The sequence below is a fragment of the Streptomyces sp. NPDC047049 genome, from assembly GCF_040643995.1.
GTDB classification, from domain to species: domain Bacteria; phylum Actinomycetota; class Actinomycetes; order Streptomycetales; family Streptomycetaceae; genus Streptomyces; species Streptomyces mooreae.
The window spans coordinates 22,717-47,474 of record NZ_JBEYVM010000003.1 but is presented as its reverse complement, the minus strand read 5'-3'; the positions used below and the strand labels follow the sequence as shown (position 1 = coordinate 47,474).

General features: G+C 72.7%; 19 protein-coding genes. 8 read left to right on the top strand and 11 right to left on the bottom strand.

From position 1 onward, the window contains the following. Positions 1-118: 118 nt before the first annotated feature. Entirely contained in the window at positions 119-2,026 is a 1,908-nt protein-coding gene (locus ABZ851_RS08135; RefSeq protein WP_361123914.1) for a protein kinase, read from the bottom strand. A 251-nt stretch (positions 2,027-2,277) separates the two neighbouring features. Between ABZ851_RS08135 and ABZ851_RS08130 the strand changes: the two genes are divergently transcribed. Together ABZ851_RS08130 and ABZ851_RS08125 are read left to right on the top strand one after the other, a co-directional pair. Next, positions 2,278-3,792 (top strand): PspC domain-containing protein, encoded by a 1,515-nt coding sequence (locus ABZ851_RS08130; protein ID WP_361123911.1) that lies wholly within the window; start codon positions 2,278-2,280, stop codon positions 3,790-3,792. Then, positions 3,789-4,016: a hypothetical protein gene (locus ABZ851_RS08125; RefSeq protein WP_361123908.1), complete on the top strand. Its 228-nt coding sequence runs from the start codon at positions 3,789-3,791 to the stop codon at positions 4,014-4,016. The genes ABZ851_RS08130 and ABZ851_RS08125 overlap by 4 nt, the downstream gene beginning before the upstream one ends. Before the next feature lie 50 nt (positions 4,017-4,066). Here ABZ851_RS08125 and ABZ851_RS08120 read toward each other — a convergent pair whose 3' ends face one another. The 3 genes from ABZ851_RS08120 to ABZ851_RS08110 form a co-directional block, all read right to left on the bottom strand. Next, positions 4,067-4,615 (bottom strand): TQO small subunit DoxD, encoded by a 549-nt coding sequence (locus ABZ851_RS08120; RefSeq protein WP_361123905.1) that lies wholly within the window; start codon positions 4,613-4,615, stop codon positions 4,067-4,069. A gap of 293 nt (positions 4,616-4,908) precedes the next feature. Next, complete coding sequence (locus ABZ851_RS08115; protein WP_361123902.1) at positions 4,909-6,186, bottom strand: hypothetical protein; 1,278 nt, start codon at positions 6,184-6,186, stop codon at positions 4,909-4,911. A 1,075-nt stretch (positions 6,187-7,261) separates the two neighbouring features. Then, on the bottom strand, positions 7,262-7,420 hold the full coding sequence (locus tag ABZ851_RS08110; RefSeq protein ID WP_361123899.1) for a hypothetical protein: 159 nt from the start codon (positions 7,418-7,420) through the stop codon (positions 7,262-7,264). Between ABZ851_RS08110 and ABZ851_RS08105 the strand changes: the two genes are divergently transcribed. After that, positions 7,419-8,174 (top strand): hypothetical protein, encoded by a 756-nt coding sequence (locus ABZ851_RS08105; RefSeq protein ID WP_361123896.1) that lies wholly within the window; start codon positions 7,419-7,421, stop codon positions 8,172-8,174. The genes ABZ851_RS08110 and ABZ851_RS08105 overlap by 2 nt on opposite strands. Before the next feature lie 128 nt (positions 8,175-8,302). Here the strand turns inward: ABZ851_RS08105 and ABZ851_RS08100 are convergent, their stop codons facing one another. Both ABZ851_RS08100 and guaA read right to left on the bottom strand, forming a co-directional pair. Next, positions 8,303-9,088 (bottom strand): class II aldolase/adducin family protein, encoded by a 786-nt coding sequence (locus ABZ851_RS08100; RefSeq protein WP_361123893.1) that lies wholly within the window; start codon positions 9,086-9,088, stop codon positions 8,303-8,305. A 185-nt stretch (positions 9,089-9,273) separates the two neighbouring features. Next, the gene (gene guaA / locus ABZ851_RS08095) at positions 9,274-10,860 is read right to left on the bottom strand and encodes a glutamine-hydrolyzing GMP synthase (RefSeq protein ID WP_361123890.1); all 1,587 of its coding nucleotides are present in this window, start codon (positions 10,858-10,860) and stop codon (positions 9,274-9,276) included. A 252-nt stretch (positions 10,861-11,112) separates the two neighbouring features. Here guaA and ABZ851_RS08090 point away from each other — a divergent pair, with 252 nt between their 5' ends. Together ABZ851_RS08090 and ABZ851_RS08085 are read left to right on the top strand one after the other, a co-directional pair. Further along, positions 11,113-11,424 (top strand): chorismate mutase, encoded by a 312-nt coding sequence (locus ABZ851_RS08090; RefSeq protein ID WP_361123887.1) that lies wholly within the window; start codon positions 11,113-11,115, stop codon positions 11,422-11,424. Positions 11,425-12,449: 1,025 nt separating this feature from the next. Then, the gene (locus ABZ851_RS08085) at positions 12,450-13,571 is read left to right on the top strand and encodes an LAETG motif-containing sortase-dependent surface protein (protein WP_361123884.1); all 1,122 of its coding nucleotides are present in this window, start codon (positions 12,450-12,452) and stop codon (positions 13,569-13,571) included. Positions 13,572-13,644: 73 nt separating this feature from the next. On the opposite strand, the gene ABZ851_RS08080 is transcribed toward ABZ851_RS08085, so the two are convergent. From ABZ851_RS08080 to ABZ851_RS08070, 3 genes are all read right to left on the bottom strand, one after another. Next, positions 13,645-15,420, bottom strand: a complete 1,776-nt coding sequence (locus ABZ851_RS08080; protein ID WP_361124900.1) for a GMC family oxidoreductase — start codon at positions 15,418-15,420, stop codon at positions 13,645-13,647. A 161-nt stretch (positions 15,421-15,581) separates the two neighbouring features. Next, positions 15,582-17,288, bottom strand: coding sequence for a succinic semialdehyde dehydrogenase (locus ABZ851_RS08075; RefSeq protein WP_361123881.1), 1,707 nt, complete (start codon positions 17,286-17,288; stop codon positions 15,582-15,584). Positions 17,289-17,484: 196 nt separating this feature from the next. Then, positions 17,485-19,590 (bottom strand): serine/threonine-protein kinase, encoded by a 2,106-nt coding sequence (locus ABZ851_RS08070; RefSeq protein ID WP_361123878.1) that lies wholly within the window; start codon positions 19,588-19,590, stop codon positions 17,485-17,487. 290 nt (positions 19,591-19,880) lie between these two features. Here ABZ851_RS08070 and ABZ851_RS08065 point away from each other — a divergent pair, with 290 nt between their 5' ends. After that, positions 19,881-20,927 carry a hypothetical protein gene (locus tag ABZ851_RS08065; RefSeq protein ID WP_361123875.1) on the top strand — a complete coding sequence of 349 codons (1,047 nt, stop codon included), beginning with the start codon at positions 19,881-19,883 and terminating at the stop codon, positions 20,925-20,927. 65 nt (positions 20,928-20,992) lie between these two features. Here the strand turns inward: ABZ851_RS08065 and ABZ851_RS08060 are convergent, their stop codons facing one another. Together ABZ851_RS08060 and ABZ851_RS08055 are read right to left on the bottom strand one after the other, a co-directional pair. Beyond that, complete coding sequence (locus tag ABZ851_RS08060; RefSeq protein WP_361123872.1) at positions 20,993-21,685, bottom strand: HAD family phosphatase; 693 nt, start codon at positions 21,683-21,685, stop codon at positions 20,993-20,995. 127 nt (positions 21,686-21,812) lie between these two features. Further along, positions 21,813-23,063 carry a helix-turn-helix domain-containing protein gene (locus ABZ851_RS08055; RefSeq protein ID WP_361123869.1) on the bottom strand — a complete coding sequence of 417 codons (1,251 nt, stop codon included), beginning with the start codon at positions 23,061-23,063 and terminating at the stop codon, positions 21,813-21,815. Between the two features lie 200 nt (positions 23,064-23,263). Here ABZ851_RS08055 and ABZ851_RS08050 point away from each other — a divergent pair, with 200 nt between their 5' ends. Continuing rightward, the gene (locus ABZ851_RS08050; protein WP_361123866.1) at positions 23,264-23,575 is read left to right on the top strand and encodes a hypothetical protein; all 312 of its coding nucleotides are present in this window, start codon (positions 23,264-23,266) and stop codon (positions 23,573-23,575) included. Positions 23,576-23,911: 336 nt separating this feature from the next. Next, positions 23,912-24,574 carry a response regulator transcription factor gene (locus ABZ851_RS08045; protein ID WP_336051334.1) on the top strand — a complete coding sequence of 221 codons (663 nt, stop codon included), beginning with the start codon at positions 23,912-23,914 and terminating at the stop codon, positions 24,572-24,574. Positions 24,575-24,758: the final 184 nt, after the last annotated feature.

The window sequence follows — 24,758 nt, the reverse complement described above, 5'->3', positions numbered from 1 at the left end:
GGACGACCCTGAACCCGTCCCTGAACCCGCCCCTGAACCCGTCCCTGAACCCGTCCCTGAGGTTTTTCCCCCGCGCCGCTCCCGTCCCTTGCCCAGCCCGCCGGTTCAGCTCTTCGCCTCAGGCCTTCGGATCGGTCCGGCGGAAGCCGTCCTTCACCACCGAGAAGACCTTCTCGAACTTGGTCCAGTCGGCCTCCGGCGCGGAGACGTAGATCGCGTATTCCTTGCCGCCCTCGCGACCGAACCCGAGGTCGATCCCCCGGAAGGTGCGGGCCCGGCCTCCGAAGGTGCACTCCCAGATCGCGGCGGGATCGCCCTGGAAGGTGGTGGGCTGCATCCGCAGCTGGGTGTAGACGGGGTACTTTTTCTTGAAGAAGGCCTCGACGGCCTTGAAGTGCTCCACCTGATCGGGCGAGGAGAAGTCCAGCACGCTCACGGTCAGCTGGGCGCGCTCGGCCTTCGAGGAGTAGACGATCTGCCGGCCACCGTCCTGGGGGTCGCGCGTCCACCCATGGGGCAACGGGAAGGTCACGCCGAGCGCGGGCTCCTTTTGCTGCCGGTAGCCGTCAGGAAGGGCCGGCGGCGGTCCGATGCTGTTGTCCGGGGCCTTGGGAACAGCCGATGTGCCCTTGTCGGGGGCGCTTTGGGCCACACCGGAGTCGTCCCCGTGCATCAGGTACCAGGCCGTGCCCGCACCGCCCCCGGCGAGCAGCACCCCGACGACGCTCCAGACCACGACCCGGGCGGCACGCCGCTTGCGGGAGGCCTTGCCACCGGACAGTGCTTCCGTACGGTTGCCGTCGGCCCGTCCGCCGCCGATCCCGTCCGGGAACGCCATGGGGCCGGTCACCGGGCCTGCGCCGAGGTCCGTACCCGACGTGCCGGCGCCGGCGCCGGTACCCGAGCCCGTGCCGGTGTCCGAGCCCGTGTCCGTACGCGAGCCCGAGCCCGTGTCGGAGCGCAGGCCCGTGGCCGTGCCGACGCCGGTCGCGGAGCCGGCGCCCACCCCGGTAGCAGTGCCCGTCCCGGTTCCGGTGCGGCCCGCCGTGTCTCCCGTCGCGCCCGTGTGCGGCACCTGACGCGTCGGTGCCTCCGACTCCTCGCCGGACGCGGCCGGTTGTGCCGTACCGCGTCCGACCGTGCCCAGCGCCAGCGTCGGCCAGCCGTGCAGCGCCGTCTCCGCCTCGGCCTCGACGGCCCGCAGCGCCTGCTCCACGACCTCGGCCGTCGGGCGGTCGGACGGCTCCTTGGCGAGCAGCGCCTCGATCAGCGGGCTCAGCGACCCGGCGCTGCGCGGCGCCTCGAGCGGATCCATGGCGATCGCGTACGCCGTCTCGACCGCGGTGTCCTTGCGGAACGGGGGCCGTCCCTCGACCGCTTGATAGAGCGTCGCGCCCAGCGCCCACAGGTCGGAGGCGGGCCCCGGACTGCCGCTTCTGACCCGCTCGGGCGCCAAGTAGTCGATGGAGCCCACCAGCTCGCCCGTCTTGGTGAGCGTGGACGTACCACTGGCGACCGCGATACCGAAGTCGGTGAGCACGACCCGGCCGTCCTCACCGAGCAGCACGTTGCCCGGCTTGACGTCACGGTGCAGCACACCGGCGGAGTGTGCGGCCCGCAGTGCCGCCACCATGCCGCGTCCGATACGGGCGGCCTCGCGCGGCGTGACCGAACTGTCCTGCCGCGCGGCTTCCTTGATGACATCGCCGAGGGTCGTCGAGGGGACGTACTCCATGACGATGCAGGGCATTCCGGCGTCGTCCACGACGTCGTGCACCCCCACCACATTGGGGTGGTTGATGCGCGCGGCGGCCTGCGCCTCGCGGGTGGTGCGCTCATAGCGCATCGCCAGTTCGTCCGCTTCGAGATACGGCGCCACGTGCAGACGCTTGACCGCGACCTGACGCCCAAGGACCTCATCGCGGGCCCGCCAGACGGTTCCCATACCGCCCTGGCCTATCCGCTCAACCAGGCGATACCGCCCGGCGACCAGTCGCCCCTCGTCCACCGACGCCGCCTCCGTCACCGCACGCCCCTCCGGAAACCCGTACGTATCCAGGGGGCAACGATAGTCGCCCATGCAGGCGGAAAGAGCTTCGCCCACCGCCCGTCCGCACGCGTGTTCCGGTCCGATGCCGAAGCGGAGGGTCATATGCGAGCGCACGAGGGGTTTCGGGACCCCCCGGGGGCATACCGGGGAGGCCGTCAGGGGATCTCAGGGATCTGCCAGGGTTTCCACTGATGCCCGGAGCGCGCCGCGCTTGCGACCATGGGTCCATGAACGATGCAGCCCCCGTCGACGCGTCGGCGCCCTCCGGCCCCGTCGGCCCCACCCCGCCGCAGGCCCCGCTGCGCCGCAGCCGGCGGCACAAGGTGATCGGCGGGGTGTGCGGCGGGCTGGGCCGCCAGTGGGATCTCGACCCGGTCATCTTCCGGATCGTGCTCGCCGTGCTCGCCGTCGGTGGTCTCGGCCTCATCGCCTACGGCTTCGCCTGGCTGCTCATCCCCCTCGACGGGGAGGACGAGAACGAGGGCCGCAGGCTGCTCTCCGGCCGGGTCGAGGGCTCCGCGCTGACGGCCCTGCTCTTCGCGCTGGTGGGCTGCGGACTCTTCCTGACGACACTCGCCAAGGGCAGCATGATGTCGTTCGCCATCATGCTGACGCTGGCGGCGGCAGGTTCCGCCTATTGGTCCCGGCGGCGCCGGGAGATGGCGGCCAAGGACCCGGAGTCGGTGGACGCCGCCACCGCCCAGGCCGTCGCCGACGCCCCGCCCGAGACCACGGCGCCCCCGGTGCCGACCGGTCCGTCCTGGTGGCGCAACCAGCGCGCCGGGGAGGCGGGCGGTGCGGGCTATCTGTGGGGGCCCGACAACACCCCGCTCCCGCTGGACATCACCTACCGCCCCCAGCACGGCGCGGGCGCTGCGGCTGCTGACCGACCCCGCCCCCGGCCCGACGCCGACGGTCCGCCCGGCCCGTCACCGTACGGCGCACCGCCCGCCCCCGCCCCGCGCCGAACTCGCCCCAGCGGGCGGCCGATCGGCGGCTGGACGTTCCTGCTCGCGCTGCTCGCCGGAGGCGCGACGGCCCTCGCCGTCTCCCGCCAGGACGGCTTCGCACCCGCCCTCCAGGCAGGGCTGGCAGCTGCGTTGGTCGTCTTCGGCCTGGGACTCGTCCTCAGCGCCTGGTGCGGGCGGACGGGCGGCGGCACGGTCTTCATGGTGGTGTGCACGGCCGTGCTGCTGGCGGCCGCGACCGCGCTGCCCGACAACCTCACCACCGACTGGCAGAGGCGCACCTGGGCCCCTGTCACCCTCGGCGCCGTCCGGCCGCACTACGAGGTCGGCACGGGGGAAGGGAAGCTGGACCTCGGTGCCCTGCCCCTCAAGGACGGCCGTACGGTCCGCACCAGCGCGCAGGTGGGCTTCGGCGGCCTCCAGGTGACGCTGCCGCACGGTGTCACCACCCGCCTCCATGTCTCCCTCGGCCTCGGCAGCATCCAGTTGCCCGGTGCATCGCCGCACCACGTGGACCTCTCGGCGGGAGGCGAGCAGCGGACCCTCACACTGCCCGCCGACGGCCTCAAGAAGGGCGAGAAACCCCGCGGCACGCTGGATCTCGACCTCGAACTCGGCGCGGGCCAGGTCACCATCGAGCACGCGACGCGGGCCGCTGCCGCGTCGGCACCCACTCCCTCGGCCTCCTCACCATCAGCACCCTCACGGGCAGCGCCCTCTCCGTCCGCCCCCGCACCGTCGACCGCCCCCACCCCCGAGGGAGCCCCCGAGTGAAACGCCATCGCTTCGAACCGGCTCGGCTGATCGCGGGCCTCACCGCCCTCGCCATCGGCTCGGGCTACGGACTCGACGCCCTCGGCCTCTGGCAGGCCCCCGGCCTCTGGCTCTTCCTCGCCCTGCCCGCCGGCCTGGTCCTCTCCGGCATCACCGCCGCCGTCCGGGCCACCGCCAGCCGCGACACCCCGCCGACCGACCCGCCACCCCTGCCGCACACCTGACCACCGTGACGCCGCACCTGACCACCGTGACGCCGCACCTGACCGCCCCGCTAGCCGAACAACTGCGTCCCGTGCCGCTTGCGGCGGTGCGCCCAGGCCGCGTCCAGGGAGAACCTCGGTGTGCCGGCCAGTACGAACGGGACCCAGGCCATCAGATAGGCGAGGTCGTTGCCGTAGTAGTACGGAGTGGTCGCCCAGCTCACGGTGAGCCACAGGGACAGCGAGATCAGCGCACCGCCCAGCGCCGCCAGCCGCCCCAGCAGGCCCACGAGGGTCCCGAGTCCCACCGCGAGTTCGCCCGCCGCGATGGCATAGCCGAAGCCCACCGGATTCTGCTGTGCGAGGTCCACGAGCTGCGGCAGCGCCGCCGCGTCATGGACCTGGCGCAGCGTTTCGCCGATCGACCCCGCACCACTGGCCGCCAGGAACGCATGATCCAGCAGTTTGTCGATGCCCGCGTAGAGGAAGGTCGCCCCCAGAAACAGCCGCAACGGCAGCAGCGCATGGCGCGCCAGCCGTCCCCGCAGCCCGGCGGCGCCGGAGCCCTCAACGGCCACTCCCCCCAATTCGGCACCGATCGTGCGATTCGCGTGAACCATGACGTCCGCCTCTCCGTTGCCTCCGGGCGCAGACGATTGTGCCCCCGCCCACGCCTCGTGGGGAGATACGTACGCACGTACGCGAGAGGTTCAACGGACCGACGCGCTTCGGGCGGTTGCGGCACACGAAATCATCACGCAACGGCGGCCCGAACGGCGCCGCACCACCCCGACCGCCCCCCCGGGGGGCCATCTGCCTTCCCCCGGACCCGCCACCCTCCGGCGCCCCGGCGCCCCGGCGTCCTGGCCCCGCCCCGCCGCGCCTCGGCCCCCTCGCCGCGCCATGGGCCTCCTCAGTCCAGCACGTCGACGGGGTAGCCGTTCGACTCCACACCCGCCGCCGTGATCACCCGGACCGTCACCCGGCCCGGCTCGACGTCGACCGGCACCGGGACGGTCAGCACCCCGTCCGTCGGATTGGCGAAGCCGCCGGCCACCGGCACCAGGGGAACCGGGACGTGGACATCGCCGATCCGCACGACGGTCCGGGCGAGCCGGTCGGGCGTCCCGGCGCCCGGCGGGACGAAGCCGGCGCCGCGGATCTCGATGTCGTCGCCGGTACGGACCGGTGCGGCAAGATCACCCAGCTCACGGGAGCGGACGACGGAGAGGATCACCGGGCGCCCGCCCGCCACCGCCTTCCCCCACAGATAGGTCGCACCGGAAAGCGCGAGGAGCACCACCAGCCCCCAGGGAAGCTGCGGCAGCTGCCCCGGCTGCCCGGCCCACCGCACCAGGGCGCACACCAGCACGGCCGCGTTCACCAGGACGTACTGCACATCCAGGAGGCTGCCCCGGCCCGCGTCGTCCGCCAGCAGGTCGGCGGCCCGCGGCCGCTGGGCGGGTACCTTCTGCAACCGCCCCGACCGCACCCGCGCGGCCACCAGCCCGTACGCCAGCACGGCCACCCCGCACCCGATGGCGAGCGTCGTCAACAGGGCGCCGGACCGGGCGAGTTCCAGGCCCTGGAGCAGCGCGTGCCGCTCCCCCGGCCCGGCGGCCGTCGCCAGCTGCACGGCTGTGGTCAGCACGGCGTACAGCACCGCGACCGCCCAGCCCGCCGCCACCGTCCGCGAGGTGGACAGCCGCCCGTCCTCGCCGATCAGCGGCGCCAGCGCCCCGCCGTGCGCACGGTGCCACCAGGCCGCCGCCGTCAGCATCAGCGCGAGGACGACGGCCGCGAGCAGGCCCGACGTACGGGACATCGTCCAGCCCCCGCCGATGGCGGTCAGTGCCTGCCCGAGCAGCAGTGCGACCACCGCGCCCCAGACGATGAGCAGGGTGCGCCACCGTACGGACGCCAGCCAGGTGGCTCCTTCGGCGGCGCCGCGCTTGGCCACCTCCCGTGCGGACAGCGTCAGTTCGTCGGAGACCCACTGCCGGGCGGCGCCGGCGGAGCGGGCGAGCCCGGCCGGCACCCCGTGCCCGGCGGCGAAGTCCTCGCGCAGCGCGATGAACGCGGCGACCGCCTGCCGGTGCCCCGTACGGGCGCCGTGCGGGCACCGCCCGCACTGGCACTCGCCACCGGTGGCACGCTCCGCGCCGTCCCCCGGCTCGCCCGATCCGGCCATCCTGCCCGCCGCCTCAACCGACACGTCCGTACCGCCCGCCGCCGCTCGCCGCCAACTTGTTGTCTCCGAAGGCGAATTGTGCCCCAGGTGGCCAGGGCGGATATCAAACGTGCAGTTGGTGGCGGGTGGCAGGCGCATCGGCGCGTTGACGTACGAGAGGAGGCGGCCCCCGTGCCGTCGCACGCGCCCCGGCGAGATCCCTACCGGCGTCCGCAGGCTTGGCCCCTCCTTCGCCCCTCTTCACCCACCTGCACCGCGCTTCACCGCCTTTCATGGACTTTCCGCACACCTGACCGGCGGCCGACCACGCGCCCCCGGCGCGTCCCCTATTCGGGCGAACCGGGGCTCGGCGACGGCTGAGCGGTCCACGCGCTGTGCAAGCTCTCGCCGTGTGCCAAATACACCAACCTCATGGGTCACTTCGCGGCGTTGACCTGGACAGAGACAGACCGCCTGCCCGGGGCAACCCGACGGAACCGAACGGCCCCCACGCACCTCACGGATCCGGCAAACGCAGAGAACGCAGAGAACGCAGAGAACGCAGAGAACGCAGAGAACGCAGAGAACGCAGAGAACCCAGCGAACGCGTCGAACTCGGCGGCGGTCTCCGGCGCCTGGGAGCCGTACTCCTGACCGCCGCCTTCCTGCTCCTGACCGGCGCCGCCGCGCTACTCGCCAACGCGCCTACGGCAATGGCCCACAACCGCCATCAACACCGCCGGCTCCCCGGAGACAACTGCGCCTATGCCGGTACCGCACCCCCCGTGGACGTACCGACCGGCTTCCCCATGCCCCACCACTGGCACTTCCCCTGCACCGCCACCAAGCCCCCGCCACCGGCCTCCCACAAGCCGGCACCCCGTCCACCGAGCCCGAAGCCCACGCCCCCACCGCCGCCCGCGCCCAGACCCCGGCCGACACCACCGCCCCCGCCGCCTCCACCACCTCCGCCCCCCACTCCCCGCGCCCGCCCAGCGGCCCCGCCACCCGAGCCGGAACCCAAGCCCACGCCCACGCCCAAGCCCACGCCGGTGGTCAGCCGGCCGGCGTCACCTCGGCCCGTCCTGCCCCGCAGCTATGCGCCGGTGTTCCACAAACCGCACGCCGGGCGCTCCGTGGTGACCACCACCCTGCTGATCACCGCCCCGGCCGTACTGGCCGCAGCCGCCCTCCGTCCCCGTTCGAGCTCCTCGTCCGGTTCCGCCGGGCGCCGTTCCTCATAGGAGGTCTCCATGTCGCAATGGCTGGTGCTGACCCTCGCCATGGTCGCCGCCTGTGGTGTCGTCCTGACCATCACCGTCCTCAAGGAACGCCGGATCAGTGAGGACGACGACCCGACCGAAACACCCGATGTGATCGAGTATCTGACGATGATGGTGGGGGTGGTCTACGCGATCGTGCTGGGCCTGGCCATCGCCGGGGTCTGGGAGGCCAGGAGCGCGGCCGAGGACACCGTACGGACCGAGGCGCAGGCGCTGCACGAGGTCAGCGCGCGGGCCCGGGCCTACCCCGCGCCGGTCCGGGACCGCATCCGCTCGGACGTCGGCGCCTATGTGTCGTACGTCGTGCACAAGGAATGGCCGGTCATGTCCGAGAAGGGCGAACTGACCGACCGCGGCACCGCACTGCTGACGAAGGTCCGGGCGGACGTCACCGACTACCACCCGCGCAACGACTTCGAGGGGCAGTCCTACCAGCCCCTCGTCGACCAGGTCGCGGTGGCCGACGGCGCCCGCGCGGCCCGTGGGGACGCGGCCGGTTCGACGCTGCCGGGCGTGGTGTGGTTCGGGCTGATCATCGGCGGCGCCATTTCGATCGGCGTCATGTTCACCCTGCAGATCCGGCGCTCGGGACGGGAGTTGCTGATGGCCGGACTCTTCAGTGCGTTGATCGCCTTCCTGCTGTTCCTCGTCTGGGACTTCGACGCCCCCTTCAGCCGGGGACTCGCCGCCGCCGCTCCGTTCTTCGATCTGTTCCCGCACCCATGAGACGGCGCCGGGCCCTGCGGGACGGCCGGCCGTCCCGCAGGGCCCGGCCGGAGGGCGATCGGGAAGAGCCCCGCAGGGGACCGCCACCGAACCCGTCCTAGGGGTGTCTCCCCTAGGGGGTGTCTCCCCTAGCCGAAAAGCTCCGGCTCGCTGCGCACGATCTGCTGGTACAGCGGCTGGTAGTTGATCCAGGCCACCAGGTCGTTCCCCAGCTGTTCGCGGGTGCGGACGGCGTCGTGGTGGTCGATCAGGACCGGTTTGCCGGCGGCCTTGGCGGTCAGCTGGACCTGGCAGGAGCGTTCCATCGTGACGAACCACCACGCCGCCGCGTCCACCGAGTCGCCGACCGTCAGCAGGCCGTGGTTGCGCAGGATCACCGCCTTGTGCGGCCCGAGGGCGGCCGCGATCCGCCGGCCTTCCGCCTCGTCCACCACCACGCCCGTGTAGTCGTCGAAGAGCGCATGGTCCTCGTAGAACGCACAGACGTCCTGGGTGATCGGGTCCAGCAGCTCCCCCAGCGCGGACAGTGCCCGGCCGTACGTGGAGTGGCTGTGGGCGGCCGCGACGACGTCGGGCCTGGCCCGGTGGACCTGGGCGTGGATGGCGAACGCCGCCTGGTTGACGTGGTGGCGGCCCTGGACGACCTTGCCCTCCTCGTTCACCAGCAGCAGATCACTGACCGTGAGGTGCCGGAAGGACATGCCGAAGGGATTGACCCAGAAGCAGTGGGGGAACTCCGGGTCGCGCACGGTGATGTGGCCCGCGACGCCCTCCTCGAAGCCGTAGTGCCCGAACAGGCGCAGCGCCACGACCAGGCGTTCCTGGCGGTGGCGCCGTTCGTCCTCGACGGTCTGGTGCGTCGGCGGCATCGCGAACCGCAGCTGCTCGGTGGGTATCGGGGTCGGCTCGGGCATCGCGGCTCTCCTCCTGACACGTACGGCACTTGATGCTCGATGCGGAAGCTACCTTCCACTACCGCAGGTAACCAGGGTCCGGGCCGGTGGGAATGCCCCGGCCCGCAGAATTCCGCCGGCCGCCGACACGACGATGCCGCCGCTCGGTCGGTCCGAGCGGCGGCATCGTCAGGCGGTCGGCGGGATCACTCCCACTCGATGGTGCCCGGGGGCTTGCTGGTGACGTCGAGGACGACCCGGTTGACCTCGGCGACCTCGTTGGTGATGCGGGTCGAGATCCGCGCCAGCACGTCGTACGGCATCCGGGTCCAGTCCGCGGTCATCGCGTCCTCGGAGGACACCGGGCGCAGCACGATCGGGTGGCCGTACGTCCGGCCGTCGCCCTGGACGCCGACCGAGCGGACGTCGGCGAGCAGGACCACCGGGCACTGCCAGATCTCGCGGTCCAGACCTGCCGCGGTCAGCTCCTCGCGGGCGATGGCGTCGGCCTCGCGCAGCAGGTCCAGGCGCTCCTTGGTGACCTCGCCGACGATGCGGATGCCCAGGCCGGGGCCGGGGAACGGCTGGCGGTGGACGATCTCGTCCGGCAGGCCGAGCTCCGAGCCGACCATCCGGACCTCGTCCTTGAACAGCTGGCGCAGCGGCTCGACGAGCTGGAACTCGATGTCGTCGGGGAGCCCGCCGACGTTGTGGTGCGACTTGATGTTGGCGGTGCCCGTGCCGCCGCCGGACTCGACGATGTCCGGGTAGAGCGTGCCCTGGACCAGGAAGGCGACTTCCTCGCCCTCGGCGCCGGCCTCGGCGACCAGCTCGGCCTGGGCCTGCTCGAAGACGCGGATGAACTCGCGCCCGATGATCTTCCGCTTCTGCTCGGGGTCGCTGACCCCGGCCAGCGCGGTCAGGAAGCGCTCCTCGGCGTCGACGACCTTCAGCTGGACGCCGGTGGCGGCCACGAAGTCCTTCTCGACCTGCTCGGACTCGCCCTTGCGCTGGAGGCCGTGGTCGACGTAGACGCAGGTCAGCTGGTCACCGATGGCCTTCTGCACGATGGCGGCGGCCACCGAGGAGTCCACGCCGCCGGACAGCCCGCAGATCGCGCGCTTGGTGCCGACCTGGGCGCGGATCGCGGCGACCTGCTCGTCGACCACGCTGGTGGTGGTCCAGTTCGGCTCCAGGCCGGCGCCCCGGTAGAGGAAGTGCTCCAGGACCTGCTGGCCGTGCGTGGAGTGCATGACCTCGGGGTGGTACTGGACGCCGTAGAGCTTCTTCTCGTCGTTCTCGAAGGCGGCGACCGGCACCACGTCCGTGGACGCGGTGACCGTGAAGCCCTCGGGCGCGGCCGAGCAGGCGTCGCCGTGGGACATCCACACCGACTGCTCGGTGGGGGTGCCCTCGAAGAGGGTGGATCCGGGGCGGGAAACGCTCAGCGGGGTACGGCCGTACTCGCGGGCGCCGGTGTTGTCGACGGTGCCGCCGAGGGCGATCGCCATGAGCTGGAAGCCGTAGCACATGCCGAAGACCGGAACACCGGCCTCGAACAGCGAGCGGTCCAGACTGGGGGCGCCTTCGGCGTAGACCGACGAGGGACCGCCGGAGAGGATGATCGCCTTCGGGTTCTTCGCAAGCATCTCCGCCACCGGCATGGTGGACGGCACGATCTCGCTGTAGACCCGGGCCTCACGGACCCGTCGGGCGATGAGCTGGGCATACTGCGCGCCGAAGTCGACTACGAGGACGACGTCCGGGGCAGCGGCAGGGGGCGCTGATGGCACTTCGGCGGCCTTCCGGCGGTGTGGAGCAGGGGTTGGACTTTCGATTCTAACGGGCTCATACTTGGCCCCATGTCCAAGCAGCTGACCTTCGTCTTTACCTATGGCACCGGCCCGTCCGGCTGCCATGGTCGTGCTGCTTGATCCACTGACAAGCAACTTCCCAGGCGCCCCGGGCCGAAATGGTCCGGGGCGTTCTGCGTCCGTCAGGACCGATCATCGGCTCCGGGGCCACTCACCCCAGGAGAGACGGACATGAGCCCGCACACCACCACCTCCCCCGCCCCGGCCCCCGGCACCGACACCGGCGCCCACACGGCGGAGGCGGCCGGGATCATCCAGGACGCACGGCAGCGGATCGATGATCTAGACGGCCGGATCATCGGCCTCGTCCAGGAACGGATGGCCGTCTCGGCCGTCATCCAGCGCGAACGCCTCACCTCCGGCGGACGCCGGGTGAACCTCTCCCGCGAGATGGAGATCCTTGCCCACTACCGCGACCAGCTCGGCAAGCCGGGCACCGCGCTCGCGATGACCCTGCTGGAGCTGTCCCGGGGCCAGATCTGAGGCGGGCGGGAGGCGGGGGCCCGGTCGGCTGCCGGGGTAGCCGGCCGACTGCCCCGGGGGCCCACTGCCCGGGGTGACCGGCCGCCTGCCGGGGGGGATGGCCGGATCCGGCCGGTATTCCGGGGTTCCGGCATCGGGACCAGAGGCGGCAGTGGCTGATTCTGGACGGCATGCGGTCGGTTTCGGGGCCCACCAGGGCGCGTGATGAAGCCCACGCGCCCCGGCGCAGCTGCCGGATCTGCGTTCGGTTGCCGACTCACCCGTACGGCGCGTGACCGGCCGCCGCGAGGCTTCGTTGTTCCCGGTGCCACGCCAGCCAGGCGCGGCCTGCAGGACTACGCGTAGACGCCGCCTCACGGGCGGAAAGCCGGAGCGATGAGACGCCGGTCGCCAGCCGCGGCCCGCGTCGTGGGACCTCGCTCCGGAGCCGTGACCGGTCAGCAGGGGACAGCAGCCCGGTCACATCCGATGGGGTGGTCGGTCCTGGGGACGCCCGGGACCGACCGCATCCGGTCGAAAAGGTTGCGCCAGGTGAGGCGCATCCAGGACGATGCTTGACGAACGACCTGCCGTATCCGGTACGGACTTTTGCACTGCCATTGGTCCGGTCACCGCAGCATTCGCACCATCGCGCACCACCCCATAAGCCAGCGGCGCTCCCCCCCCCCCCCCAGCGCCGCCCCTCGGTGCCGGCGCTGCCCTGACGCCGGCACCGAAAGCAAAGGGCCCCGTGGCCGTCCGCACCCCCCTCGCGGACGGTATCCGGGGCCCTTCGCTGTGCCCGGGGTGCGGACGGCGCACGCCCGCCGGCCAGCGACTGCTGTGCGCTGCCTTTGAGAAGCCTGTGAGGCTGCTGTGACGGGTGTGATCGGCATCACGGCAGCGTTTCCAGTTGAGTGGACAACCATTTTCGGCCATGGCCGGTCATGTACCTGCAATCGCACGGCCATCCCGCGCCCCACCGCGACGGCCCGCAACCCACTTGTGCCGGAAATCGGCACTTTGGACCCCGAGAGGTCTTCTCGATGAAGCTTCGCCGTGCCCTGACGGCTGCCGCCGCGACGGCTTTCATAGCCCCCGCCGCCCTGCTGGCGGCCCCTGCCGCGTACGCGACCGGCCCCGAGACCGAGGCCGCCGCGAGCGCCGAGCCCACGCCGGGCACCCCTGCCTCGGAGCAGACCGACGCGCCCACCACGCAGCCCGAGACCCCGGACGCCGGTGACGAGAACACGACGGACGGCACCACGACGGACGGCACCACGACGGACGGCACCACGCCGGGTGACACCGCCCCGGGCGACGGCACCAAGCCCGGCGAGGAGACCGGAGCCGGTGACGGCACCCAGCCGACCACCCCGGCCACCCCCGGCGGCGACTCCAAGCCGGGTGCCTCGCCCAAGCCCTCCACCTCGGCCAAGCCCACCGAGCCGGGCGAGCCCGGTGACGAGGACGAGTGCAGGGTCGATGACGCCGCCATCAAGGTGACCGTCGCCAACCTGCCCTCCAAGCTCGTCGCGGGCGGCGGCTGGAAGGGCTTCAGCGTGCAGCTGGCCAACACCACGGACCGGACGCTGGACGAGGTCTACCCGGTCATCTACGCCGTGCCGACCGGCGACATCGACCACCCCAAGTCGCAGCTCGACCTGCAGTACCAGAACCCGGACACCGGCAAGTGGACCTCGTTCGACGAGTGGACCGACGGGGAGTACTTCGGCTGGTTCCAGCTCGACGCGCACCAGACCGCCGAGCTGAAGATGCGGATCCGTGCCGACAAGGGCGCCACGGCCGGTGACGGCTTCGCGCTGGTGGCGGGCGACTACCAGAACCAGGACGGCTCCTGCGGCTGGTCCGAGGAGCAGTGGTACGACTTCACCATCCTGTCGGCCGGCAGCAACCCGGGCGAGATCCCGCCGGCCAAGCCCGGTAAGCCCGGCAACAAGCCCGGTACGCAGGGCGGCGGGAAGCCGGTCAACACCGGTAAGCCGAAGGACGGTATGGACAAGCTGCCGGTGACCGGCAACCTGGCCGAGACCGGTGCCTCCTCCGCGCTGCCGGCCCTCGGCCTCGTGGGCGGGGTCGCCGTGGTCGTGGGCGCGGGCGCGATCTTCGTCGTCCGCCGCCGTAAGACGGACGGCGCCGCCGCGTAACGGCAGGCGCAGTGCAGGAGGGCCGCACCCGGTCCGGGGTGCGGCCCTCCGTCGTACGGGCGCAACTGACGTGCTAGGAGAGCGACTTCCTCGGCGGGACCGGCGGGACGGCCAGGAAGGGCAGGTTCAGTGCGCCGAACGCCTTCTCGGGGACGGCGGGGCGGACCGGTTCGACCGGGGCCAGCCGCCGGTAGGCCCGGCCCGGGGCGGGGCGCGGGTCCGGCTCGCCCTTGTTGGGCCACAGCGACATCGCGCGCTCGGCCTGCGCGGTGATCGTCAGGGACGGGTTGACGCCGAGGTTGGCGGAGACCGCGGAGCCGTCGACGACCGAGATCCCCGGGTGGCCGTAGAGGCGGTGGTACGGGTCGATGACGCCGTGGTCCGCGTCCTCGCCGATCGGGCAGCCGCCCAGGAAGTGCGCGGTGAGCGGGGTGCCCATCAGCTCGCCGATGTTGGAGCCCGCGAAGCCGTTGATCTCCTCGGACAGCAGCGTCGCCGCCCGGGTGGCCTCGGGGATCTGGTTCGGGTTCGGGGCCCCGTGCCCCTGGCGTGCGGTGAGCAGGCCCTTGCCCAGCCCCTTCGGCTTCCGGTACGTCGTCAGGGAGTTGTCGAGGGACTGCATGACCAGGCCGATGATGGTCCGCTCCGACCAGCGTCGGTTGGAGAGCGAGCGGAGCGCCAGCCAGGGATGGCGGGCCACGTTGCCCAACCAGCCCGCGACGCGACCGGCGGGCCGGTAGGGGACCTGGAGGATCGTCATGCCGCCCATCGCGTTGGAGCCCTTGCCGTAGCGCACCGGTTCGATGTGGGTGTTCTCGTCGGGGTGGATCGACGACGTGATCGCCACGCCCTTGGTGAAGTCGGCCTTCGCCGCGCCGTGCCGCTTGCGGTAGCGGCGGTTGTCGGTCTGGGCGCCCACCAGCGCCTCGGAGTTGGTACGGGTCAGCTCGCCGAGCCGGGCGGAGAGGCCGGGGAGCAGTCCGCTGTCCTTCATCTTGTGCAGCAGGGTCTGGGTGCCGTACGTACCGGCCGCGAGGACGACCCGGCGGGCGGTGAAGGTGCGGCCCCGGCCCGTGCGCTTGTTGTCGGTGGGCAGGGTGGCGACGGCATAGCCGCCGCGGGAGTCCTCGGTGACGGTGACGACCGAGGTCATGGGATGGATGACGGCGCCCGCCTGCTCGGCGAGGTGGAGGTAGTTCTCGTTGAGGGTGTTCTTGGCACCGTGCCGGCACCCGGTCATGCACTCCCCGCACTCCGTACAGGCCTTACGCGACGGGCCCTTTCCGCCGAAGTACGGGTCGGGCACCTCCGTGCCCGGCGCGGTTTTCGATGCCCCGTTCTCGCCCTCGCCGCGAACGGCGTCCCGTCCGTCGCCGAAGAAGACGCCCACCGGAGCGAAGTGGAAGGTGTCGCCGACGCCCATCTTCTCGGCGGTCTCCTTGAGGTGGACGTCGGAGGGCGTCATCGTCGGGTTGAGGCGCACCCCGAGCATGCGCTTGGCCTGGTCGTAGTACGGCGCCAACTCCGCGTGCCAGTCGGTGATGTGGCCCCACTGCTGGTCCTCGAAGAACGGCTTCGGCGGGACGTAGAGGGTGTTGGCGTAGTTCAGCGAGCCGCCGCCGACCCCGGCGCCGGCGAGCACCATCACGTTGCCGAGCAGATGTACCCGCTGGATGCCGTAGCAGCCGAGGGCCGGGGCCCACAGGTAGTTGCGCAGGTCCCAGGAGTTCTTCGGCAGCGTCTGCCGGGTGAAGCGGCGGCCGGCTTCCAGGACGCCGACGCGATAGCCCTTCTCGGTCAGCCGGAGCGCGGAGACCGAGCCGCCGAAGCCCGAGCCGACGACGAGCACGTCGTAGTCGTAGGCGTGGCCGTCAGGGGCGGCGGGGCCGTCGGCACGGGCGTCGGGGGCGGCAGGGTTCCCAGGGCCGTCCTGGGCGTCCCGGCCGCCGCTCGGGTCCTGATTCCGGGCAGAGTTCTCCTGGGGCACTGGCTCTCCCTGCTGAGGGGCTGTTAACGGAGTCGGAGCGCCTTCATCGCGCGCAGGCTGCGGGTCATGAACTGGGCGTACTTCTCGTCGGTCATCCCGAAGGACGGCGCCAGCGGCATCAGGCGCTGATGGGCGACAGTCTGCGCCTCGGTGTACTTGAGGATGCCCTCGGAGCCGTGCCGGCGGCCCAGGCCCGAGTCCCCCATGCCGCCCATCGGCGCCTGCACGCTGGCGTATCCGGCGGCGTAGGACTCATTGACGTTGACCGTGCCCGTGCGCAGCCGGGCGGCGACCGCGCGGCCGCGGCGGCCGTCCTTGGTCCAGACGCTGGAATTGAGCCCGTACGGGGTGGCGTTGGCGAGCGCCACCGCCTCGTCCTCGTCGCTGAAGCGGTAAATGGAGACCACCGGGCCGAAGGTCTCCTCGTCGCAGACCGCCATCGGGGCCTGGACGCCGTCGAGGATGGTCGGCTCGTAGAAGAGCGGGCCGATGTCGGGGCGGGGGCGGCCGCCGGCGACCAGCCGGGCGCCCTTGGCGACGGCCTCCTCGACATGGCGGGTGACCGTCTCCAGCTGCCGCTCACCGACCAGCGAGCCCATGTCGGCGCCGTAGGCGAGGGAGTTGCCCAGCCGCATCGCCTTCGTCCGGGCGGCGAACCGCTGGAGGAAGTCGTCGGCGATGGACTCGTGGACGTAGAGCCGCTCGATGGAGATGCACAGCTGGCCTGCGGAGGCGAAGCAGCCGCGGACGGCGCCGGCGGCGGCCTTCTCCACATCGGCGTCCTGCAGCACCAGCATGGCGTTCTTGCCGCCGAGTTCGAGCGAGACGCCGACCAGCCGGGCGGCGGCGCCCTGGGCGACCTCGCGGCCCGTACGGGTCGAGCCGGTGAAGGAGACGTAGTCGGCGTGCTCGACGACGGCGGGGCCGACGACCGGGCCCTCGCCGAGTACGACCTGCCAGACGTCCTCCGGCAGCCCGGCCTCGATGAGCTGTTCCCGGGCCCACAGCGCGGTCAGCGCGGTCTCCGTGTCGGGCTTCATGACGACGGCGTTGCCCGCGACGAAGGCCGGCAGGGCGTCGCCGACGGACAGCTCGAGGGGGTAGTTCCAGGGGGCTATCTGCCCCACGACGCCCCGGGGCTGGCGGAGTTCGGTGACCTTGGTGAGGGCCGGTACGACGCCGGTGCGGGCCTTGGGCTTGAGGTAGGCGTGGGCCCTGCGGCCGTAGTGGCGGGCGGTGACGGTGACCGCCTGCACCTCCTCATGGGCATGCAGCCGCGCCTTGCCGGTCTCCAGCTGGATCAGGTCGAGCACTTCGGCCTGGCGGCGCAGCACCAGGTCGTGGAAGCGCAGCAGCACCGCGGCGCGCTGCTTGACCGGGACCTTGGCCCAGCGCTCCTGGGCGGCGCGCGCCCGCTCGAAGGCGGTGGCGACGTCCTCGGGGGTGGACTCGGGCAGATCGGCCAGCTTCTCGCCGGTGAACGGGGTGTGGTTGGCGGTGCGGCCCGCGCCGACCACACCACGGGTGAGCCGGGCGGCGAGTTCGGGGGTGACCACGTCCGCCGCGGTACGGGCGCCCGCCGGGGTGGCGGCGACCGGGTTGCCGCCGGCGGGGGCGGCGGGGGCCTCGTCGGCCGCGGGAGTCTCGGCGGGCGCCTCGGCGGCGGGGGCCTCCGGGGCCGCGGCGGGGGCCTCGGGGGAGGCGGTTCCGGTGTCCTGCGAGTCCGTCATGTCGGCGAGCGTATTCCTCCCCGGACGCTTTGTGTACCCGGGAGTAATGAGTTTTCACGCCGTACGCACCATCGCGCCAGTGGCCGCTGGCCGCAAGGGGGCTGGTCTGGGACGAATGGGGCCCCGGGTCACGCGATCACGGCCCCGGGTCACGCGATCACGGCCCCAGGTCACGTCCCCCGGTCACGCCCCGGGTTCACACCCCGGTCAGCCGGAACGCGTCGAGCGCGGTGTCGAAGTGCCGCGTGGCCTCGGTGCGCGCCCCGACCGGGGAGGAGATCCACACGTCGATCATCCGGCCGCCCTCGTCCCAGCTGAGGTCGTAGGTGCAGCGGGGGCCGCCGTCCTGCGCCCCGCCGTCCCAGACGAACTCCCAGCGCCCGGCCCGGAGACCGTTGTGGGTGGTCTCGGTGACCTGCCCCTGGCGGTAGCCGCGGTAGTGCGAGGGGCCTTCCTCGTCCGCCGTCCGCATCGCCCCCAGCGGCCCTTCCGGGACCCGCTTCTGCAGCTGGATGCCGATCCGGAAACGTCTGCCCTGCGAGGAGTAGTAGACGCGGTCGTTCTCGTACGAGCGGGTGAAGCCGTCCGGTACGGCGAGCACGAAGCCGGCCGGGTCATGGACGAGGCGGTAGCCGGCGGGAACCGTGCCGGTGGCCCCCGGGGAGGGCGACGAGGTGACCGTGACGGTGGGCTGCCCGCCGGCGGGGCCGGGGGTCCGTGCGGGCCCCGGTCCCCCTTCCGGTTCCGAGGCTTGCGGGGAGCGGGCGCCGGTTTTGCCGTCGCTCCCGTTCGGGTGCGTCCCGTCCGGGTGCGCCAGCAGGACGGCGAGGCCCGCGCCCGCGCCGCCGATCACCACCGCCGCGAGGGCCACCAGCAGAGCGGTGCGGAGCCGGCCGGTGTGCGGCCGGGCGGCCACCGCCAGCGCGCGGTCGTCGAGGGAGGCGCGGATCGGCGCACCCGGGGCCCGGCCGCCGGAGCGTCCGCCGGAGCGCCCGATCGCATGCCCGCCCGCGTGTCCGCCCGGTTGCCCGGCGTCTTCGTCTTCACCACCGCCGCTGCCACCGCCGCTGCCGCTGTCCCTGCCGCCGTCGCCGCCCCCGGTGGGCGCACGGCCGGGACCGGGCGGGGGCGCGGGCGGCGGACCCGCGCCCAACGGGTCCTCGCTGGGCGGGTGTTCGCCGGGCAGGCCGTCGCCGGGGCCGTCGTGCGGGAAGGCGTGGACATCGGGCCCGGGGTGGTGCGGGGCGTGCGGGCCCCCGGGGCGGGGGCCGGCCGGTCCCGGCGGCCCGCTCGCGCCCGCCACGGCCTCGGCGGGGCGGCCGGCGGCCCCGTCGCCCGCGTCACCCACGTCACCCGCGTAGCCACCCCCGTGACCACGGCCATGACCGTGACCGTGACCGTGACCGCGTCCGAGCCCCTGATCACCCGTCCCCCGCTCCGGAGAGCGGCCCGACCGCAGATAGCCGCGCAACAGCCGCTCCGTCTCGGCGACCCCCAGCCGGCGTTCCGGATCGCGTTCCAGCAGGCCCTCGACGACGGCGCGTAACGCCCGTGCGGCCTCCGGCAATTCGATGTCCTCGTACACCACGGCATGCAGCACACCGCCCAGCGAATCGCGGTGGAACGGCGAGGCACCGCTGAGCGCGGCGCACAGCAGTACCCCGAGCGACCAGAGATCGGCCTCGGGCCCCGTGCCGAGGCCGGACATCCGTTCCGGCGCGGTGTATTCGGGTGAGCCGACGAAGCCGCCGGTGTCGGTCAGCGTGGGGACACCGGGGACCTGGGCGATCCCGAAGTCGGTGAGCACGACCCGGCCGGTGCCCGACTCCATCAGGACGTTGGCGGGCTTGAGGTCGCGGTGCAGCACCCCGCGGGTGTGCGCGGCCCGCAGCGCGCCCAGCAGCGCGACACCGATCCGGGCGGCCTCGCGCGGCGCGACCGGCCCGCCGCTCCGCAGCCGGTCGGCCAGCGACGGGCCCTCCACCAGCTCCATCACGATCCACGGCCGGCCGCCCTGCTCGACGACGTCATGCACGACAATCACATTCGGGTGCTTGATCCCGGCGACCGTCCGCGCCTCCCGCATCGCCCGCTCACGCTGCACCCGCGGCTCGGGCCCGGCCGCCCCCGCACCTTCCCCCGCACCGGCTTCCTCACCCAAGTGCAGTTCCTTCACCGCGACTTGGCGGGCCAACAGCTCGTCGGTGGCACGCCAGACCGTCCCCATGCCGCCGCGGCCGAGCCGTGCTCCCAGGCGGTACCGGCCACCGATCAGCCGGCCCTCACCCCCGAAGATCCCCATGGGCCCATCTTCCCGCACCGGCCCCGCACGGGAAGGGCGTCACCTCCGGGACCGGCCAAGGTCGCCCCTGCGTGACGTCGGCCCGGCCCGCCGTGATCCACCGCCCCTGCGAAGGCAGTTGGCGCGCTTGCCCCGTAGAGGACGCTGCCGCTCCCCCCCCCGGGAACCCCGGACCGCACGACACACGGGGTGGAACCTCCACCTGCTCTTCCACCGTCCTTGACACAGTGAGGCTGTCGCAGGGGAAACATCCGGTGCGGTGGCCACGAGAAGCGGATCGGGGGTCGGTCATGGTGATGCAGGACGGTGGAACGGTGGATGTCCGTCCGGGCCCCGATCCGGGCCGGGCCGCCCCGGAGCACGGCAGCGCCTACCGTACGACCGCCCTGTTCCTCGCCCTCTACTCCGGCGTGCTGCTCGCCTGGACGGCCTACGGCATCACCCAAGGGGACGGCAACGTCTGGGACTTCCTGGAGGGCCTGTTCAACCCTGGCGCCGCCCCCACGACGCAGATCCTCGGCCCGTACGAATGGGCCTTCACCGTCGGGTTCCTGGCGATCGCCGGACTGGCACTGGCCCGGCGACGCGTGGCGCGCTCCGCGGCGCTGCTGTCCGGTTGGGTGCTGCTCGCCGTCTCCCTGCGGGAGGGCGTGGGCCTCCTTGACCCCGCCTACCGCGACCTGTACGGCCACGACCCGCTGGGCGGCTGGGTGCTCGCCACCCGCGGCCTGGGGCTGGTGGTGGCGCTGGTCGCGCTGTGCACGATGTTCCCGGCCACCGAGCGCCGCCGCGGCGGGCACCCGTCCACCCCGGCGGCGGACGGCCCGGAAACCTGGCGGCGCCGTCCGTCCCGGATCTGCGGGGTGCTGTTCCTGGTGATGTGCCTGGCCCGCCTCGGCTGGCTCGTCAGCGATCTGACGACCCCCGAGGGGGACGTGGGGCGCTACCTGCACGACGCGGTCGACGGGTCGGTGCTCGGCACCCTCGATCTGGCGGCGCCCAGCGCGTTCACCACCACCGGCTCGGTGTGCGCCCTCCTCGTCCTCGGGGTGCTGGCCTTACGAGGGCGCCGGGAAGTGCGCGGCGCGCTGCTGGTGTTCGCGGCGCTGGAGCTGTACATCACCGTGCGGACGGTCGTCCTGCTGACCGTGACGGACTTCTTCAACCGCTCCTTCGAAACCCCTCAGGGCGCCCTGTCGCTCGTCACGACCGCGTACGCCCTGTCGGCCATGACCTCGGTGGTCGTCCTGGCCACCGGCCGCGGCTGCGGCCCGTACGGCGCCGTGCGGACGGAGGGGTTGCGGACGGCGACGGTGGGACGGGGCGGGGGGCTGTAGCGCCACGCCCCGGCGTCACACCCCGGCTCACCCCCCGGCGCTACGCCGTGTGTCACGCCCCGGTGTCACGCCCCGGCTTCCCGGCCCAGCCCCTTGGCCCACTCCTGCAATACGGGGTCGGCCAGGCTGTCGCCCAGCCAGTCGTGGTCGAGGCCGGCTCCCGGAAGGGAGGGTACGACCGCGACATAGAGCCCGGCAGCACGCGCCGCGGCGACGCCCGTGGCCGAGTCCTCGAAGGCGACGGAACGCTCCGGGGCCGCACCGAGGGCTGCGCACGCCGTGAGGTAGAGCTCCGGTGCGGGCTTGGGGGAACGCACCTCGTCGGCGGCGAACGAGTGGGTGAAGCAGTCGGCGAGGCCGGCCGACCACAGCGCCGCGTCCAGCAGTTCGCGGGGGCTGTTGCTGGCCACGGCGACCGGGACGGCCGCCCGGCAGGCGCGCACCAGGTCCGCCGCCCCGGGGAGGGCCGCGGCACCCCGGGAAAGCTCCTTGCGGACCCTCTGGAGGAGGTCGGCGGCGATTTCGGCACCGGCGTCGGGCCGTCCGAAGTACTGCGCCATGGCCTCACCGGCGGCCTCCACGGTGCGGCCGATGACCAGGGCCTTCTGTTCCGGCCCGAAGGGATGGCCGTGCGCCGCGAAGATGGCCGTTTCCGCCACGGTCGCACAGGCCTCGGTGTCGACCAGCAAGCCGTCGCAGTCGAAGACCACGGCCTCGACGCCGGTGGGGAGCGGGCGCATGCGGATGTCCTTGATCATGAGCGAACACATTAGGCGGGGACCCTGGGAACGTCCACGTTTTTGCCCGGGATCGGGCAGGAGTGGCGGCGTTCGTCGCCGACCTTGCGCCTCACCGGTCGGATCGGCGGGGGCGGCGCGGCGAGTGTCAGTCGTGCTCCCTGAGTGCATCCGTGAGCCGTCGCCCCTCCGGGACCCGTCGGCGCAGCAGTACGGACGCCGTGGTGTGCAGCTCGTTCCACGCATGGGGGCGTCCGATGTCGGCCGCATCCGGGACGCTCAGCAAGGCTGCGGCCAGGGCCTGTTCGGCCTCGCCCGCTGCCGCGTGGGCATGGGCCAGGCAGGACAGGTACCAGGCCCGGTCGCGGCGGTAGCCGGTCGGCAAGGCGTCGAGGCCCGTGGTGATGTGGCGCGTAGCTCCCGGCCAGTCGCCGAGGTGCATGGCGGCCATGCCGCGCTGGAGGGTGAACCAGGTCTCGTCGTAGAAGTACATCCACGGCGGCTCGTCCTCAGGGCGCTGGGCGGCGCGGCCGATCAGGTCCTGGGCGTCGTCCAGCAGACGGTGGGCTTCGTCAGGGGCATGGCTGAGCGCATGACCCCGGGCCTCCATCTGGGCGGCCATGCCCTGCACGCCCAGTGACGTATCCGGTGCCGACCAGCGGGCGGCCTCGGCGAGCCGTACACACCGGTTCCCCCGGCCTCCGGACCAGGCCATATGCGCCTTCATGCTGAGCGTCGTGGCAGCCATGTCGGAATCCCCGGCCTCCAGGGCCCACTCGTGGGAGCGGTCGTACCACGCCAGTGCGGCGGCCGACTGCCCCTGGTCCTGGGCCATCCATGCGAGGAACTGGGCATGCTCGGCGGCAAGCCGGACCACTCGCTCCGCCAGCGGGCCCCGCGCACCCGCATAGAGATCCACCACGGTACGGAGCTGCTGGCTCATCACCGCGACCAGCGGCCGGGAGCCGATGAAATCCTCGGCCCTTCGGTGTTCGGCCAGAAGACGGTCGAGCCAGTCCAGGGTCGCGGTGTCGACACGGTGGGAGCCGTCCACGGCATTGGTGACGCGTGAGAGCAAGTCCTCGTCGGGGGCGGTTCCGGAGAACGCGAGCCCTGGCACCGGCAGCGCCCCCACGCCCGGCGCCGCGACCGAAAGCCGCTCCCGGGGGATGCCGAGCCCGGCAATGATGCGCTGCCGCACCTCCACCGAGGTGACCCGACGACGGCCGCGCTCGATCTCGGAGACGTCCGGCTGGACCAGCCCGACCAGCTCACCGAGTCTCATCTGGCTGATCCCGGCAAGCCGCCGGTACGTGCGGAAGACGGCGCCCCAGTCCTCGTCGAGGAGGGCCGCCGCGAGCCGAGGGTGCGACCACAGGCCGGCATCAAAGTCACCCATGTCCCCAATATAGGGCGGCCCTATAGGGAGTTGGGATGGGCGAGAACGGCGGTCGGCGCGAGAGTCGGACACGACGGGCCCCGCCGTCCCTGACGGCCGGGGCGGGCCACCCCACGAAAGCAGGTCGACGTGACCCACGCTCCCCCCATCCGCAACCCCCTCCGAACGCCCCGGCGAAACGCGCAAGCGGAGGGCGGCCGATGAGCACACCCGCCACCCCCCGGCTGCTCCCCTGGACCGGTCAGGACGGCAAACCCTGCTATCTCCTGACGGACCGGGACGACAGCCCGCTCTCCCGGCGGGCCGATCAGGTCGAGGCGCTGCAACTCAGGATGGGGGCGGGGCTGCTGGAGCACGCGCGGGCGCTGATCGACGACCCGGCGGTGGATGCGCGGCAGTTGCGGTTTTTGTCGGCCCAGCTCAGCACCGCGCTGCGGGACGCCTTACGGGTCGCGCAGAGCCGCGGCGCCCGGCCTGCCGACGATGAAACCCCATCTGGCCTGGGGTTTTGAGGAGGTGCCAGGGCGCTTGCCGGACGTGCGGGGGAGATCCCCCTCCGGAACGCCCCCGCACGCACGAAGCGGCCGCCGCGTGTGGGGGTCGCGGCGGCCGCCGATGTGAACTGCAACGCGTCTTGGGCCCGAGGCCTCTTCAGTGGTGCAGCATGTGAACAACTCTGCCCGCGGGGGCCACCCCGCGGCATCCTCCAGAGGTCGCGGGCTCACCCCCGCCGCTCGGCGGGGGTACGGGGCCGCCACGGGGCGGTCCCGTACGGCAGGGAAGCGGAATCGCGCGACGCCGGGCGGTTCTGCGAGCTCGAATGGGCGCGGAGGAGAAAGGGGCGGCCGGTGATCCGTGTCGCTGTGGTGGACGACGAGCGGCTGGTCAGATCCGGACTGCGGATGATCCTGGGGACCGCCCCGGACATCGAGATGGTCGCGGACTGCAGCGGCGCCGAGGCCGTGGACACCGTGCTGCGGTGCGCGGCCGAGGTCGTGTTGCTGGACATCCGGATGCCGGACGTGGACGGGCTGACCGTCCTCCGGCGGCTGCGCGCCGCCCCGAACCCGCCCGTGGTGGCGATGCTGACCACCTTCGACGCCCAGGAGTACCTGACGGCGGCGCTGCGCGAAGGCGCGGCCGGGTTTCTGCTCAAGGACTCCGATCCGGAACAACTCGTACGGGCCGTAAGGACGCTGGCGGCGGGCGGCAGTGTGCTCGATCCCGGGGTCACCCGCGCGGTGATCGGGGGCTATCTGACCGCCGAGGACCAGACCGCCGCGAACCGGGCGGTGAGCGGGCTGACCCCGCGGGAGTCCGAGGTGCTGGCGCTGCTCGGCGAGGGCCTGGCCAACGCCCAGATAGCCGACCGGATGGGGCTCGCCCCCAGTACGGTCAAGGACCATGTGCGCGCCCTGCTGGGGAAACTGGGCGGGATCAACCGCATCCAGGCGGCCATCGTGGCCGACCGGGCGGGTCTGGTGGCGGGCGCCCCCCGGGGGTCGTGGTGAGAGCCGGGGGCGGGAGCGACGGGGGGAACGGCAGAGGCAGCGGGGACGGCAGAGAGAACGGTTCCGTGGCGTCCCGCCGGGAGACGTCCGGCCCGGGGACACCCGGCAGCCGGGGGGCGCCCGTCAGCCGGGGAACGTCCGGCAGCCGAGGAACGTCCGGCCGAGGCGCACCGGCGCCCGGCAC

Excerpts from the sequence above, each read along its gene's own strand:
- ABZ851_RS08130 (WP_361123911.1), top strand. The coding sequence starts at position 2,278 with ATGAACGATGCAGCCCCCGTCGACGCGTCGGCGCCCTCCGGCCCCGTC.
- ABZ851_RS08120 (WP_361123905.1), bottom strand. The coding sequence starts at position 4,615 with ATGGTTCACGCGAATCGCACGATCGGTGCCGAATTGGGGGGAGTGGCC.
- ABZ851_RS08115 (WP_361123902.1), bottom strand. The coding sequence starts at position 6,186 with ATGGCCGGATCGGGCGAGCCGGGGGACGGCGCGGAGCGTGCCACCGGT.
- ABZ851_RS08105 (WP_361123896.1), top strand. The coding sequence starts at position 7,419 with ATGTCGCAATGGCTGGTGCTGACCCTCGCCATGGTCGCCGCCTGTGGT.
- ABZ851_RS08110 (WP_361123899.1), bottom strand. The coding sequence starts at position 7,420 with ATGGAGACCTCCTATGAGGAACGGCGCCCGGCGGAACCGGACGAGGAG.
- ABZ851_RS08100 (WP_361123893.1), bottom strand. The coding sequence starts at position 9,088 with ATGCCCGAGCCGACCCCGATACCCACCGAGCAGCTGCGGTTCGCGATG.
- ABZ851_RS08090 (WP_361123887.1), top strand. The coding sequence starts at position 11,113 with ATGAGCCCGCACACCACCACCTCCCCCGCCCCGGCCCCCGGCACCGAC.
- ABZ851_RS08085 (WP_361123884.1), top strand. The coding sequence starts at position 12,450 with ATGAAGCTTCGCCGTGCCCTGACGGCTGCCGCCGCGACGGCTTTCATA.
- ABZ851_RS08075 (WP_361123881.1), bottom strand. The coding sequence starts at position 17,288 with ATGACGGACTCGCAGGACACCGGAACCGCCTCCCCCGAGGCCCCCGCC.
- ABZ851_RS08070 (WP_361123878.1), bottom strand. The coding sequence starts at position 19,590 with ATGGGGATCTTCGGGGGTGAGGGCCGGCTGATCGGTGGCCGGTACCGC.
- ABZ851_RS08065 (WP_361123875.1), top strand. The coding sequence starts at position 19,881 with ATGGTGATGCAGGACGGTGGAACGGTGGATGTCCGTCCGGGCCCCGAT.
- ABZ851_RS08060 (WP_361123872.1), bottom strand. The coding sequence starts at position 21,685 with ATGATCAAGGACATCCGCATGCGCCCGCTCCCCACCGGCGTCGAGGCC.
- ABZ851_RS08055 (WP_361123869.1), bottom strand. The coding sequence starts at position 23,063 with ATGGGTGACTTTGATGCCGGCCTGTGGTCGCACCCTCGGCTCGCGGCG.
- ABZ851_RS08050 (WP_361123866.1), top strand. The coding sequence starts at position 23,264 with ATGAGCACACCCGCCACCCCCCGGCTGCTCCCCTGGACCGGTCAGGAC.